The sequence below is a fragment of the Streptomyces zaehneri genome (assembly GCF_032248645.1).
Lineage (GTDB): Bacteria > Actinomycetota > Actinomycetes > Streptomycetales > Streptomycetaceae > Streptomyces > Streptomyces coriariae.
Window position 1 is genome coordinate 599059 of sequence record NZ_JASTTJ010000001.1, and the last position, 14628, is coordinate 613686.

General features: G+C 74.4%; 7 protein-coding genes. 6 read left to right on the forward strand and 1 reads right to left on the reverse strand.

Annotated features, from left to right (window positions below; all coding sequences use genetic code 11):
- Positions 1-33: 33 nt before the first annotated feature.
- The 6 genes from infB (at position 34) to QQM72_RS02685 (ending at position 10553) form a co-directional block, all read left to right on the forward strand.
- Positions 34-3162 (forward strand): translation initiation factor IF-2, encoded by a 3129-nt coding sequence (gene infB / locus QQM72_RS02660; protein ID WP_078615639.1) that lies wholly within the window; start codon positions 34-36, stop codon positions 3160-3162.
- A 184-nt stretch (positions 3163-3346) separates the two neighbouring features.
- Entirely contained in the window at positions 3347-3640 is a 294-nt protein-coding gene (locus tag QQM72_RS02665; protein ID WP_020128606.1) for a DUF503 domain-containing protein, read from the forward strand.
- A 46-nt stretch (positions 3641-3686) separates the two neighbouring features.
- Positions 3687-4136, forward strand: a complete 450-nt coding sequence (gene rbfA, locus QQM72_RS02670) for a 30S ribosome-binding factor RbfA (RefSeq protein WP_054239652.1) — start codon at positions 3687-3689, stop codon at positions 4134-4136.
- Positions 4136-5041 carry a tRNA pseudouridine(55) synthase TruB gene (gene truB, locus QQM72_RS02675; RefSeq protein ID WP_314219123.1) on the forward strand — a complete coding sequence of 302 codons (906 nt, stop codon included), beginning with the start codon at positions 4136-4138 and terminating at the stop codon, positions 5039-5041. The genes rbfA and truB overlap by 1 nt, the downstream gene beginning before the upstream one ends.
- A 396-nt stretch (positions 5042-5437) precedes the next feature.
- Positions 5438-9331 carry a trypsin-like peptidase domain-containing protein gene (locus QQM72_RS02680; RefSeq protein ID WP_399075684.1) on the forward strand — a complete coding sequence of 1298 codons (3894 nt, stop codon included), beginning with the start codon at positions 5438-5440 and terminating at the stop codon, positions 9329-9331.
- Between the two features lie 277 nt (positions 9332-9608).
- Positions 9609-10553, forward strand: coding sequence for a bifunctional riboflavin kinase/FAD synthetase (locus QQM72_RS02685; protein WP_314219125.1), 945 nt, complete (start codon positions 9609-9611; stop codon positions 10551-10553).
- A gap of 102 nt (positions 10554-10655) precedes the next feature.
- Here the strand turns inward: QQM72_RS02685 and QQM72_RS02690 are convergent, their stop codons facing one another.
- Entirely contained in the window at positions 10656-14264 is a 3609-nt protein-coding gene (locus tag QQM72_RS02690) for an SCO5717 family growth-regulating ATPase (RefSeq protein WP_449657426.1), read from the reverse strand.
- Positions 14265-14628: the final 364 nt, after the last annotated feature.

Below are 14628 nucleotides of genomic sequence, written 5' to 3' on the forward strand. Positions count from 1 at the left end.
GGTCCGGACACACCCGGACCTAAAAGGAGCGAAGTGGCTAAGGTCCGGGTATACGAACTCGCCAAGGAGTTCGGGGTTGAGAGCAAGGCCGTCATGGCCAAGCTCCAGGAACTCGGTGAATTCGTCCGTTCGGCGTCTTCGACCATCGAAGCGCCCGTTGTCCGCAAGTTGACAGATGCCTTCCAGGGCGGCGGCAAGCCCGCCCCGCGCAAGGCGGCCCCCAGGCCCGGCGCGCCCTCCCCGGCGCAGGCGGCCCGTCCGGGCCCGGCCGCACCTCGGCCGGCCGCCCCCAAGCCTCCCGCGGCGCAGACGCCCGCGGCTCCGGCGGCCCCCGCCGCCCCGGCCGCCTCGTCGGCCCCCGCGCCGGCGGCCTCCGGTCCGCGTCCGGGCCCCAAGCCCGCGCCGCGTCCGGCCCCGGCCGCCCCGGAGTTCACCGCTCCGCCGGCTGCTCCGGCCGCCCCCGCCGCTCCGGCCCAGTCGTCCGGCCCGCGGCCGGCCTCGCAGGGCCCGCGCCCCGGCGCGCCGCGCCCCGCCGGCCGTCCCGCGCCCGGTCAGGACCGTGGCGACCGCGGTGACCGTGGCGATCGTGGTGACCGCGGCCAGCGTCCGGCCGCCGCTCAGGGGCCGCGCCCCGGTGGCGCCGGTGCCCCGCGTCCGGGCGGTGCCCGTCCCTCGGGTCCGCGTCCGGGCAACAACCCCTTCACCTCCGGCGGCAACGCCGGTATGGCGCGCCCGCAGGCGCCCCGTCCGCAGGGCGCCCCGCGTCCCGGCGGCCCCGGTGGCGCTCCCGGCGCCGGTCCCCGTCCGCAGGGCCCCGGTGGCCAGGGCGGCGGTCCTCGTCCGCAGTCTCCGGGCGGCTCCCGTCCGTCTCCGGGCGGCATGCCCCGCCCGCAGGGCGCAGGCCCCGGCGGTCCGCGTCCCGGCGGCGGTCCGCGTCCCAACCCGGGCATGATGCCGCAGCGTCCCGCTGCCGGCCCGCGTCCCGGCGGTGGCCCCGGCGGCCGCGGTCCGGGTGGCGGCGGCGGTGCGGGTCGTCCCGGCGGCGGCGGTCGTCCCGGTGGCGGCGGCTTCGCAGGTCGTCCGGCCGGTCCCGGTGGCGGCGCCCGTCCCGGTGGCGGCGGCGGTTTCGCCGGTCGTCCCGGTGGCGGTGGCCCCGGCGGTGGCGGCGGCTTCGGTGGCGGCGGTGGCCGTCCCGGATTCGGCGGTCGTCCCGGCGGTCCCGGTGGCCGTGGTGGCACGCAGGGCGCCTTCGGTCGTCCCGGCGGTCCCGCGCGTCGCGGTCGCAAGTCGAAGCGTCAGAGGCGCCAGGAGTACGAGGCCATGCAGGCCCCGTCGGTCGGCGGCGTGATGCTGCCTCGCGGCAACGGACAGTCCGTCCGCCTGTCGCGCGGTGCGTCGCTCACCGACTTCGCCGAGAAGATCGGCGCCAACCCGGCGTCGCTCGTCGGCGTGATGATGAACCTCGGCGAGATGGTCACCGCCACGCAGTCCGTCTCCGACGAGACGCTGAAGCTCCTCGCGGACGAGATGAACTTCGTCCTCGAGATCGTCAGCCCCGAGGAGGAGGACCGCGAGCTGCTCGAGTCCTTCGACATCGAGTTCGGCGAGGACGAGGGCGGCGAGGAGTTCCTCGTCGCGCGTCCGCCGGTCGTGACCGTCATGGGTCACGTCGACCACGGTAAGACCCGACTGCTCGACACCATCCGCAAGACGAACGTCATCGCGGGCGAGGCCGGCGGCATCACGCAGCACATCGGTGCGTACCAGGTCGCCACCGAGGTCAACGGTGAAGAGCGCAGGATCACCTTCATCGACACCCCGGGTCACGAGGCGTTCACCGCCATGCGTGCCCGTGGTGCCAAGTCGACCGACATCGCGATCCTCGTGGTGGCGGCCAACGACGGTGTGATGCCCCAGACGATCGAGGCGCTGAACCACGCCAAGGCGGCCGACGTGCCGATCGTGGTCGCGGTCAACAAGATCGACGTCGAGGGCGCGGACCCGACCAAGGTGCGCGGTCAGCTCACCGAGTTCGGTCTGGTGGCCGAGGAGTACGGCGGCGACACGATGTTCGTCGACATCTCCGCCAAGCAGGGCCTCAACATCGAGAGCCTGCTGGAGGCCGTGGTCCTGACCGCGGACGCCTCGCTCGACCTGCGGGCCAACCCGGAGCAGGACGCGCAGGGCATCGCGATCGAGTCCCACCTCGACCGTGGCCGCGGCGCCGTCGCGACCGTCCTGGTCCAGCGAGGCACCCTGCGGGTCGGCGACACCATGGTGGTCGGCGACGCGTACGGCCGTGTCCGCGCGATGCTCGACGACAAGGGCGAGAACGTGGAAGAGGCGGGTCCCTCGACTCCGGTCCTCGTCCTCGGTCTCACCAACGTCCCGGGCGCCGGCGACAACTTCCTCGTCGTCGACGAGGACCGCACGGCCCGTCAGATCGCCGAGAAGCGCGCGGCGCGTGAGCGCAACGCCAACTTCGCCCGGCGTGGAGTCCGGTTCTCCCTGGAGAACCTGGACGAGGCGCTCAAGGCCGGTCTGGTGCAGGAACTCAACCTCATCATCAAGGGCGACGCGTCCGGTTCGGTGGAGGCTCTCGAGTCCTCGCTGCTCCAGCTCGACGTCGGCGAAGAGGTCGACATCCGCGTCCTGCACCGCGGTGTGGGTGCGGTCACCGAGTCGGACATCGACCTGGCGACCGGCTCCGACGCCATCGTCATCGGCTTCAACGTCCGTGCGGCCGGTCGTGCCGCGCAGATGGCGGAGCGCGAGGGCGTCGACGTCCGGTACTACTCGGTGATCTACCAGGCCATCGAGGAGATCGAGGCGGCCCTGAAGGGCATGCTGAAGCCGGAGTACGAGGAGGTCGAGCTCGGCACGGCGGAGATCCGCGAGGTCTTCAAGTCGTCCAAGCTGGGCAACATCGCCGGTGTCCTGGTCCGCTCGGGCGAGGTCAAGCGCAACACCAAGGCGCGCCTCATCCGCGACGGCAAGGTCATCGCGGAGAGCCTCACCATCTCCGGGCTGCGTCGCTTCAAGGACGACGTCACCGAGATCCGCGAAGGCTTCGAGGGCGGTATCAACCTCGGAAACTTCAACGACATCAAGATCGACGACGTCATCGCGACGTACGAGATGCGGGAGAAGCCGAGGGCGTAAGCGCCCAAGGTCCGTACCGGCCGGCGGGGGATCGCTCCCCGCCGGCCGGTACGGCGTCCGGCGGACGCATGAGCGAGGTAAAACCCCGTCGAGCCACCGCCCGGATCGTTGTACCGTTCGTGATGTCCCTGTCCCATGGACGGCAGGGCCATCGATCCCGTACCGGCGGGTGAACCGGTTACACATGTACGTGGGGACTCTGTCCTTCGACCTCCTCCTCGGCGACGTACGGTCGCTGAAGGAGAAGCGCTCCGTCGTCCGTCCGATCGTCGCCGAGCTCCAGCGCAAGTACGCGGTGAGCGCGGCCGAGGTGGACGACCAGGACCTCCACCGCAGGACCAGGATCGGTCTCGCCGTGGTCTCCGGTGACGCGGAGCATCTGACCGATGTGCTGGACCGGTGCGAACGGCTGGTAGCCGCCCGCCCCGAAGTGGAGCTGCTGTCGGTCAGACGCCGCTTCCACGGCGAAGACGACTGACCGACCACAGAACGCAAGAGAAGAAGAAAGAACGGGAGACGGACCAGTGGCCGACAACGCGCGTGCCAAGAGGCTGGCGGACCTCATCCAGCAGGTGGTGGCCCAGAAGCTGCAGCGCGGGATCAAGGACCCGCGGCTCGGCTCCCACGTCACCATCACGGACACCCGGGTGACGGGTGACCTCAGGGAGGCGACGGTCTTCTACACGGTGTACGGGGACGACGAGGAGCGGGCGGCCGCGGCCGCCGGGCTGGAGAGCGCCAAGGGCGTCCTGCGCTCCGAGGTGGGCCGCGCGGCGGGCGTGAAGTTCACGCCGACGCTGGCCTTCGTCGCCGACGCCCTGCCGGACAACGCCCGCACCATCGACGACCTCCTCGACAAGGCGCGTGCCGCCGACGAGAAGGTCCGCGAGGTGTCCGCGGGCGCCGGGTACGCCGGCGACGCCGACCCGTACAAGAAGCCCGGTGACGAGGACGAGACGGACGACTCCGCCTGATGAACCGCAAGCAGACCCCGCCCGACGGCCTTGTCATCGTCGACAAGCCGTCGGGTTTCACTTCGCACGACGTCGTGGCCAAGATGCGCGGGATCGCTGGGACCCGCCGCGTCGGCCACGCCGGCACGCTGGACCCGATGGCGACGGGCGTCCTCGTCCTCGGCATCGAGAGGGCGACGAAACTCCTCGGGCACCTGGCGCTCACCGAGAAGGAGTACCTGGGCACGGTCCGGCTGGGCCAGACGACCCTGACCGACGACGCGGAGGGCGAGATCACGGGGTCCACGGACGCCTCGAAGGTCACCCGGGACGCGATCGACGCGGGCGTCGCCAAGCTGAGCGGCGACATCATGCAGGTGCCGTCCAAGGTCAGCGCGATCAAGATCAACGGCGTCCGCTCCTACAAGCGGGCCCGTGACGGCGAGGACTTCGAGATCCCGGCCCGCCCGGTCACCGTCTCCTCCTTCTCCGTGTACGACGTCCGTGACGCGGTCGCCGAGGACGGCACCCCGGTCCTGGACCTGGTCGTGTCCGTCGTCTGCTCCTCCGGCACCTACATCCGGGCCCTGGCCCGCGACCTGGGCGCCGACCTCGGCGTCGGCGGCCACCTCACCGCCCTGCGCCGCACCCGCGTCGGCCCCTACAAGCTGGACTCGGCGAAGACGCTCGACCAGCTCCAGCAGGAGCTGGCCGTGATGCCGATCGCCGAGGCTGCCACCGCCGCGTTCCCCCGCTGGAACGTGGACGCCAAGCGGGCCCAGCTGCTCACCAACGGCGTACGCCTGGAGATGCCCGACGCGTACGTCGGCGCGGGCGCCGTGGCCGTCTTCGACCCCGAGGGCCGGTTCCTGGCCCTGGTCGAGGAGCAGAAGGGCAAGGCGAAGAGCCTGGCCGTGTTCGGCTGAGCGGCGCGAGGCGCGTCGCGTGGTGCTGTCCGGCAGGGCGGCGCGAGGCGCGTCGCCCGGTGCCCGTGGAGCGGCGAACACGGGGTTGTGCTGCGCCGCCGCTCCACGGTCCCCCCTCGGTTCCCCCACCCCTAGGGTGTATCCAGCGGCCCCCGTTCATTCACCCGTCCGGGCAGGCGCTCGGAGTGAACCCGGGGAGTGCAGGGGGGCGCGTTCGCTCCGTGATCTGTCCCGCTGATCATCCCGCCCCTACCGTCGGACACAGGGCACGCGGGCGCGGCGGGAGGTACGACGATGGCGGGACGAGGCCCGCGGACACCGCGGCACGACTCCCTGCGGGGCACGACCCGGAACCGCCCGGCGGATCCCCCGGGCCCTCCGGGTCCCCCGGATCCCATGGCTCTTGCGCACGCATCGGATCCCCTGGACGCGGGCTTCGCCCCGGATCCCCGGGGCGCGGACTTCGCCCCGCACATCGCCGCCGCCGCCGACGCCGACGGCTCGCTCGTCCGGATCCGTGACCTCGCCGGCCGGCCGCGCGGCACCGGGTTCGTCGCCGACCACCAGGGCACGGTCGTCACCAGTCACGAGGCCGTCGACGGCCTGTCCCGGCTCGTCCTGTACGCCGCCGGCGACCGCAGCTGCGTCGTGACCGACGACGCGGTCACCCCCCTGCCGGAACTCGACCTGGCTCTCGTCCGCACCGAGGGCCTCGGCGGGGTCCCGCTGCCGGTGACCGTGCGGGACGGCGTCGAGACCGGCCGGTACGTCCGGCTGGCCGCCGGCTGCTGGCGCGAGGCGCGGGTGCTGGCCGAGACGTCCGCGACGTACACGGCGACGGACCGCTCCCACCTCCTCGACGACGCTCTGGAGCTGGCGATCGGCACGGCGGGCCGGGACGCGCTGCGGCTCGGCGGTGGCGCGGCCGGCGGACCGGTCCTCGACGCGGAGACCGGCGCGGTCGTCGCCGTTCTCGGCACCGCGCTCCGGTCCGGCCACCGCGACGTCGGCTTCGCGGTGCCGCTGCGCCCCCGGGTGCCCACGGCCGAGGCCATTCCGGCGACCGACGACCTCCCGCCGACCGACGACATGCGGACGACCGACGACAACTCCGTCGGGCTGCCGCCGAGCGACCACGTGAGCGACGGCGACGCGATGAGAGCGCCGCTCGTGGGAGCGGGTGAGGCTCTGGCGGGTGCGGGTGCGGGTGCGGGTGGCGGTCGTGGTGAGGGCGGCGGTGACGCGGGGACGGGGGTCGGGGCGTGGGCGGCCGGGGGCGGGGTCGGGGCGCGGGTTACGGCCGACGGGCCGCTGGCCGAGCTGCTCGCGCGTAACGCGGCCACCGTGCCCGCCTACGGCGCCGACCTCAACCTGGCCGGCCTCCTCGAACTCACCGCCACGTCGGTCGGCTCGGACGGCCCGCCCGGAGCGCTGTCCGGCCACTTCGGGCGGGCCGCGTCGGGCTCCCTCGCAGCAGTCGCGGAACCGATCGAACGCGTCTTTCCGGCAAGGGAGTTGGACGCCTTCGCGATGAGCCGGGCGGCCGTCCTCGGCCTCGTCGGCGCACCGGGCAGCGGCCGTACGACGGAACTCGCCGCCCTCGCCGCGCGCCGCGACCGGGGTGCGCGGCCGGCCCCCACCCTGTGGCTGCGCGGCGCCGACCTGAGGGCCGGGGACGACTCCCTCGCCGACGCCGCCCGCCGCGCACTGAGCCGCGCGGCACGCATCGTGGCGGCCTCGGATTCGGGTTCGGCCTCGGCCTCGGGCTCGGCAGCAGTTCTGGGGCGGGGACCGGGGGCCGTTCCGGCCGTTCCGTCCGGGGCATTCGGTCCGTCCGGGGCGGCCGGGTTGTCCGGGGCGTCCGGCCCCTGCGGCCTCGGTGATGTGAGCCCCGAGCGGCTCGCCCGCCTCGCCCGAGCCGTCGGACGCCCCCTGCTGCTGCTTCTCGACGGGCCCGAGGAGATGCCCCCGGTCCTCGCGCACCGGCTCGCCGAGTGGACCGAGGGCACGGCCGAATGGCTGCGTGAGACGGGCACGCGGCTGGTGGTGGCGTGTCGGGGGGAGTACTGGGAACGGGCCGGGGCGGAGTTCCCGCCGGAGCTGCTGTACGGGGCCACGGCGACCGGGGACCCGCTCCCGCCCTGCGTCCGCCTGGGCGATCTGACCGCCGACGAGGCGCGCGAGGCCCGCGTCCGCTACGCCCTGCCCGAGGGCGCGCTCGCCGCCCCCGACGACCGGCACCCCCTCACCCTCCGTCTCCTCTCCGAGGTCCGTGCCGCGCTCCCCGGCCCGCAGGCCCCGGCGCCCGTCGACCGCGACGACGTCCTGTCCGCGTACCTCGACCTGATGTGCCTGCGGGTCGCGGTCCGCCTCGCCGCCGTGAACGGGCTGCGCGGCACCGCCGTACGCCGTCTCGCGGCGAAGGTCGCCGGCCAGGTGCACGAGGCCGCCCGCCGCAGTCTCGGGCCCGGCCAGGGCGAACTGGACCGGGCGTCGTTCGAGGCGGTGTTCCCCTGGGGCCAGGCGCCGGCCCGCCTCGGCGGCGGTGCCGGCTGGGCTTCCGCCGTGCTCGCCGAAGGCATCCTCGTGCCCGCGGGCCGCGGCTACCGCTTCGCCCAGGAGGAGCTCGCCGACTGGATCCAGGGCATCCACCTCGACCTGGACGAGGCACTGCGCGCCCTGGTCCACCGCCGTCGCGCGCCCGACGGGGGAGATCCGCTGCCCGTCCCGCACCACCGGGTCGGTCCCGTGGTCCAGGCCCTGCTGGTCCTCGCCCGCCAACAGGGCCCGCACGGACTCGCCCTACGGCTGCGGGAGTTGGTCCACGCCCTGGACGCCGACCCGGACTCGTGGTGGGCCGCCCGGCTGCTCACCGAGACCCTGCTGGGCGTCCCGGACGCGACGCCGTACACGGGCGTCCTGAGTCTCCTGGCGGACCTGATCGGCGCGGGGGCCCAGACGCACGGCCGGTTCGTGGACTTCGGCCCCGCGTTCTGGACCGGGCTCGCCCTGCCCGCCGACGCCCGGCTCGACCTGCTGCGCCGTCTGGTCCTCGCCGACGGCGCCCCGCACGACGCGGACGCGCCCCGCTACCTCGACGCCGTCGCCCGGCTCCTCGTCGCCGACCCCACCACCGTCCAGCCGTGCCTCACCCACTGGTTCGACGACGAGCGGCCGCTGCCCGCGACCCCGCACGCCACCGTGGCGACGGCGGCGCAGGCGCTGCTGCACACCCACCGGCACCGGGCGCCGGACGACCTCACGGAGGCCCTCGTCGACTGCGCGCACCCCCGCGCCGCCGAACTGCTCGCCGTGCTGGCGCAGGAGGAGCCGTCCGCGCTGTGCCGGGCCGTCGACCGCTGGTCGCACGACGAGCGGCAGCCCCGGCGGGGCGCGGCGATGACGTACGGGCTGCGCGTCGCCCCGCACATCCGGACGGAGGCCGACCGCCGACTGCTGCGCCACGCGGCCCTCGTCCTGCTGGCCCGCCCCGCCGACCACGCCCTGCACGGTGGCGCGCTCGCGCTCCTCGTCCGCGACCCCGGGACCCGCTCCCGGCACCTGGCGCAGGCGCTGGAGCGGTTCACGGCGGGGGACCCGCAACTGCCGCCGAGCGCGTTGCTCGCCGCCCTGGGCACCCATCCCGAGCCGGTCCTGGACGCTTTCAGGTCCCGCCTGCACGGGCGGGACCGCGCGGACACCGGCAGGGTCCTGCGCGCCCTCGCCGACGTCACCACGCCCGCGCTGGCCCAGCGGGTCGCCGCCCTCGTCCGGGAGGCGGTGGAGCGCCGGCCGGAGGCCGCCGGGCAGGTGGCCACGTACGTCGACCGGCGCCTCGACCACGGCCCCGACGCCCGGCCCGTCCTCCTGCCGCTGGTCACGGGACTGCTGGACGGCGGCGGGCCCGAACAGGTGCGGGCCGCGCTCGCCGGTGTGCTGGCCACCCCCGGCGCCCCGGAGTCCCGCCCGCTGCGTGAGGAACTGCTGGAGCACCTCCTCACCCACGAACGCGCCCCGGAGGTCCTGGACGCCGTACTGCACGGGGCCGCCGGGCGCGACGGCGAGGACCTGCGGGCTCTCGTCCACCGCACCGGCATGCTTCTGGTCCGCACGCCCGACGGCGCGACCCGTTTCGACCGCGGTCTGGTCGAGCTGGCCCGGCACGTCCCGGGCTTCGCCGCGCGGGTGGTGGACTGGCTCACGGACGCGCCGGGGGAGTGGGCGGCGGTGGTCGGCCCCAGCGCCCGCCGGACGATCGAGAACCTGGCGGGGGCGCGGGTGCCCGCGTGACGAGCCGCGCCACGCCGCCAGGGTGGCCCGACCCCTGTGCCCTGAGTCCCGTGCCCGGACTCCCGCGGTCCGGTTGCTGGGCTCCGAGTCCCGGGGCCCGAGTCCTGTGCCCTGAGTCCCGGGGCCAGAGTCCCGTGGTCCGATTCCTGTGGTCCGACTCACGTGGGTCGGGTCACAGCCTCCATGCCGATGCGGGCCGGGAGCACCCGGCATGGCACCCTTAGTCCTGCGTAAGAGGCAAGGGCAGATACGGACACGGGTTCGAGGAGCGGTCACAGTGCAGCGCTGGCGTGGCTTGGAGGACATCCCCGAGGACTGGGGACGCAGCGTCGTCACCATCGGGTCCTACGACGGGGTGCACCGCGGGCACCAGCTGATCATCCGGCACGCCGTGGACCGGGCCCGTGAACTGGGCGTTCCCGCCGTCGTCGTCACCTTCGACCCGCACCCCAGCGAGGTCGTCCGGCCCGGCAGCCACCCGCCGCTGCTCGCCCCGCACCACCGTCGCGCCGAGCTGATGGCCGAACTGGGCGTGGACGCGCTGCTGATCCTCCCCTTCACCACGGAGTTCTCGAAGCTGTCCCCGGCGGACTTCGTGGTCAAGGTCCTGGTCGACAAGCTGCACGCCAAGGCGGTCGTCGAGGGCCCCAACTTCCGCTTCGGCCACAAGGCGGCGGGCAACGTCGAGTTCCTCACCGGGCAGGGCAAGGTCTACGACTTCGACGTCGAGGTCGTCGACCTGGTGCTGTGCGGTGAGGCGGGCGGCGGGCAGCCGTTCTCCTCGACGCTGACCCGACGGCTGGTCGCCGAAGGCGATGTCGCGGGCGCCGGGGAGATCCTCGGCCGCCCGCACCGGGTCGAGGGGATCGTGGTGCGCGGGGCGCAGCGGGGCCGGGAGCTCGGCTTCCCGACCGCCAACGTCGAGACCCTGCCCCACACCGCGATCCCGGCGGACGGCGTCTACGCGGGCTGGCTGCACGCGAACGGCGAGGCGATGCCGGCCGCGATCTCCGTCGGCACCAACCCGCAGTTCGACGGCACCGAGCGCACGGTCGAGGCGTACGCCATCGACCGGGTCGGCCTCGACCTCTACGGCCTGCACGTCGCCGTCGACTTCCTCGCCTTCGTGCGCGGCCAGGCGAAGTTCGAGTCGCTGGACGGGCTGTTGGAGCAGATGGCCGAGGACGTGAAGCGCTGCAAGGAGCTGGTGGCGGCGCGCTAGCCGCTCCCTCCGCTCCGCTCCGCCCCGCCCCGGTAAGACCGACGAACGCCGAAGGGCGGCGGGTGTCCGAGGACACCCGCCGCCCTTCGGCGTTTCACTGTCTCACTGCTGCGGAGGCTGTCCGGGCTGTCCGGCCTGTCCGGGCTGAGGGGCCTGGGGAGCTTGGGGGTGCTGCGGGTAGCCGTAGCCGGCCGGGGGATACCCCGGGTTCTGCTGCTGCGGCGGCTGCGGCTGCGGCGGGGCGTACGGATCCTGCACCGGCTGGGCGTACGGATCCTGCCCCGGCTGGGGTTGCGGCTGCCCCGGCTGCGGCTGCGCATACGGCTGCCCCGGCTGCTGCTGCGGATACGGCTGCCCCTGCTGCGGAGGGTACGGCTGCCCGGGGCCGGGCTGGGGCGCCTGCGGGTACGGCTGTCCCTGTTGCTGCGGATACGGCTGCCCGGGCACCGGCTGGCCCGGCGTCTGCTGGCCCGGCAGCGGCGGGGCGGCCACCGGCGGCGGGTTGCCGTCGCTGGTCCACAGGCCCTGGCGCTGCTGGTGGCGGATGAAGTCCTCCGCGACCATCGCCGTGAGGTTGAAGTACGCCTCCCGGACCTTCGGCCGCATCATGTCGAGGTCGACCTCGGCGCCCGCGGCCAGGTGCTCGTCGAACGGCACGACGACGACACCGCGGCAGCGGGTCTCGAAGTGCGACACGATGTCGTCGACCTTGATCATCTTGCCGGTCTCGCGCACCCCGGAGATGACGGTGATGGAACGCGAGACGAGCTCGGCGTATCCGTGCGCGGACAGCCAGTCCAGCGTCGTGCTGGCGCTGCTCGCACCGTCCACGGACGGCGTGGAGATGATGATGAGCTGGTCGGCGAGGTCGAGCACCCCGCGCATGGCGCTGTACAGCAGACCGGTACCGGAGTCGGTGAGGATGATCGGGTACTGGTTGCCGAGCACGTCTATCGCGCGCCGGTAGTCCTCGTCGTTGAAGGTCGTGGACACGGCCGGGTCGACGTCGTTGGCGATGATCTCCAGGCCGGACGGCGCCTGCGAGGTGAACCGCCGGATGTCCATGTACGAGTTGAGGTACGGGATCGCCTGGACGAGGTCACGGATCGTCGCCCCGGTCTCGCGCCGCACCCGGCGGCCGAGCGTGCCGGCGTCCGGGTTGGCGTCGATCGCGAGGATCTTGTCCTGGCGCTCGGTGGCGAGGGTGGAACCGAGCGCGGTGGTGGTCGTGGTCTTGCCCACGCCGCCCTTGAGGCTGATGACGGCGATCCGGTAGCAGGACAGCACCGGCGTGCGGATCAGCTCCAGCTTGCGCTGCCGCTCGGCCTCCTCCTTCTTGCCACCGAGCTTGAAGCGGGAGGGAGCGGCGGCGGGCCGCCCGCTCTTCGCCTTCTGCCTCTTGTTGTTGAGCAGCCGGTCGGAGGACAGCTCCACGGCGGCCGTGTAACCCAGCGGCGCCGCACCGGGGTTGACCGGCTGCCGCTGGTCGTGCTGGATCGGCTGCGGCCAGGCGGCCCCGGCTCGTGGGTCGACGGGCGGCTGGTGCTGCTGGGGCGGCTGCGGACCCTGGGACACGTCGGGAGCGGGCGCGTGCGGGGCATGCGGTGCCTGCGCGGCATGCGGTGCCTGCGGCTGGGGCTGCGGCTGGGGAGGCTGCCCGGGGAAGCCCTGAGGCGTGCCTTGAGGCGTGCCTTGAGGGGCTCCCTGCGGGAACCCTTGGGAGGCGGCCGCCGGGTACTGCCCGTCCGCCTGCTGCGGGATGCCGGGCTGAGGGAAGCCTGGGTGCGGGAAGCCTGGGTGCGCCTGCGCCTGCGCCTGCGGCTGCGGCTGTTGCGGCTGCGGTGCCGGGGGCTGGGGGAAGCCGTAGCCGGCGGGGGCGGGGGGTGCGTCGGCGGGCTGGGGGAAGCCGTAGCCGGCGGGTGCGGGTGCGGGTGCGGGTGCGTGGGCGTCGGCGGGTGGCTGGGGTGCCGGAGGGGCGGGTTGCGGCGTGGGGGTGGGTGCCGCGGGTCCCGTGTGCTGTTGGGGGAAGCCGTAGCCGCCGGGGGCGGGAGGTGCGTCGGCGGGCTGGGGGAAGCCGTAGCCGGCGGGTGCGGGTGCGGGTGCGTGGGCGTCGGCGGGCGGCTGGGGTGCCGGAGGGGTCGGTTCCGGCGCAGGGGCGGAGACCGGAGCGCCACCGGGGTGCGGGAAGCCGTAGCCCGGCTGCGGGGCGGGCGGCTGCTGGGCCGCCGGGGCGGGAGCGGCGGGCTGCGGGAAGCCGTAGCCCGGCTGGGGTGCGGCCGGGGTCGGCTCCGGGGCCGGCGGGTTCCAGCCGACCGGCGGGGGCGGGGCCGCCTGCGGCTGGACGGGCGGCTGTCGGACAGGCGCCGCGGGTGCGGGAGCGTGCGCGGCGGCATCGGCGGGCTGCGGCTGGACCGGCCACTGGGCCGCCGGTGCGGGTGCCGCGGGCTGGTACGACGGCGGCAGCGGAGGCAGTTCGCCCTGCGGGGCCGGCGGAGGAGTCCAGGCGGGCTGCGCCGGGGGAGCCTGGGGCGCGTTGCCCTGCGGCTCGGCGGGGTCGGTGTGGACGGCGTCCGAGGGCTTCTCGACGATGGAGTCGTTCTGCGCGGCCGCGTCCTCGGTGACGGCGGCGCCGTCGGGTGCGGGGCCCGTCACGTCCTCGGCGTCCTGGATCGCCGCATCGTCGCTCGCGGGAGCCGCGGGGGCGTCTTCCCCGTCCGGTGCGGTGCCGCTTTCGTCGGCCGTACCGTCGGTGGGGACTTCCGCCGGGGGCCCGGTCTCGGCACCGGCCTCGGCGGCAGCGACCGTAGCCTCGTTGCCGTCCGATACGCCCGCGTCGGCGGTTGCGTCCGCCGTGTCTGCCACATCCGCCGCGTCTGCCGCATCCGCCGCGTCCGGCGAATCCGCCGTCTCGGACGGTACGGAGCCGGGCGGGAGGGATTCGGCGGCCTCGGCCACCGGCTCGGCGGGCGACTCCGGCTCGGGCTGTACGGCAGCGGCGTGCTCCGCGATCTCCCGCTTGAGGGCGGCCGCGGAGAAGCGCATGGTCGCACCGCTCTCCAGGTCCCCGTTTCCGGAACCGCTCTCCTCGTGACCCGCCGAAGCCCCCGTGGCTCCCCACTGGGCCACGGCTTCCTGCTGGTGGGGCTGTGGTTGCGAGTGCGGCTGTGGCTGTGGCTCGAATCCGCTGCCCGCCGGAAGGCCCGGCACGGCGACCGACCCCGCGCCGGGAGGCACGGCGGGAGCCGCCGGGACCGGCGGGACGGGCGGCGCCGGAGGAGCCACCGGGGTGACCGGCGCTCCCGGTGCGGCCAAGGGGAAGCCCCCATCCGGCACGGCCGGTGCGGCCGGAGCGAACGGAGCTTCAGACGTGGGCGCTGCCGGGGGTGCGGGTGGCGTGAACGGAGCGTTCGGCGCAGGCGGAGCGAACGGTGCTGGAGGCGTGCCCGTCGCCCCCGCGCCGGCTTCCGCGCCTGCTCCCGGCCCGGGGGCCGCGCCGGGTGCCACCCCGGGGCCCGCGCCGGGTTCCGGACCCGGACCGCCGCCCGTGTTCTGCGTGTACCAGGCCGGCGGCGCGTAGTCGATGGTGAACTCGCCCGTCGCCTCGACGGCGGACTCCGCGTCGGGCTGGTCATCGCCGGGTGTGGCCCAGCCCCCGCGGATCCCGTCCCGATCGCTGCTCACAATTCCTCCTGGTTGGTCGAGCACCCTCATGCCGTGCCGGGGCGACCGTTCGCTTCTGTCGTCCTTGAGTGGTTCGAGGCCGTCTGACGTCGTCCGATGCGGCTTTCCCCCGGGATACGCCGACGTCCACCCCATGGTTTCCGGCATCGCGCCCCGTACCAGCCTAATCATCAGACGGCCCACCTCGGCAGGCCCGCCCACCTCTCAGCACCAGTCCACCACGTCACGCACCCCCCGAAGAGGCCGCAAACGCACTTAAGGCCACTCGCAAAACGTCTATATCGGCCGAAGTGCCGCACGGGTGAAGGGGCATGAAGGAAGGTCACGGAAGGCGAAGGGAGGCCGAGGGAGGCCGAGGGAGGTCAAGGAAGGCGAAGGGAGGCCAAGGAAGGCC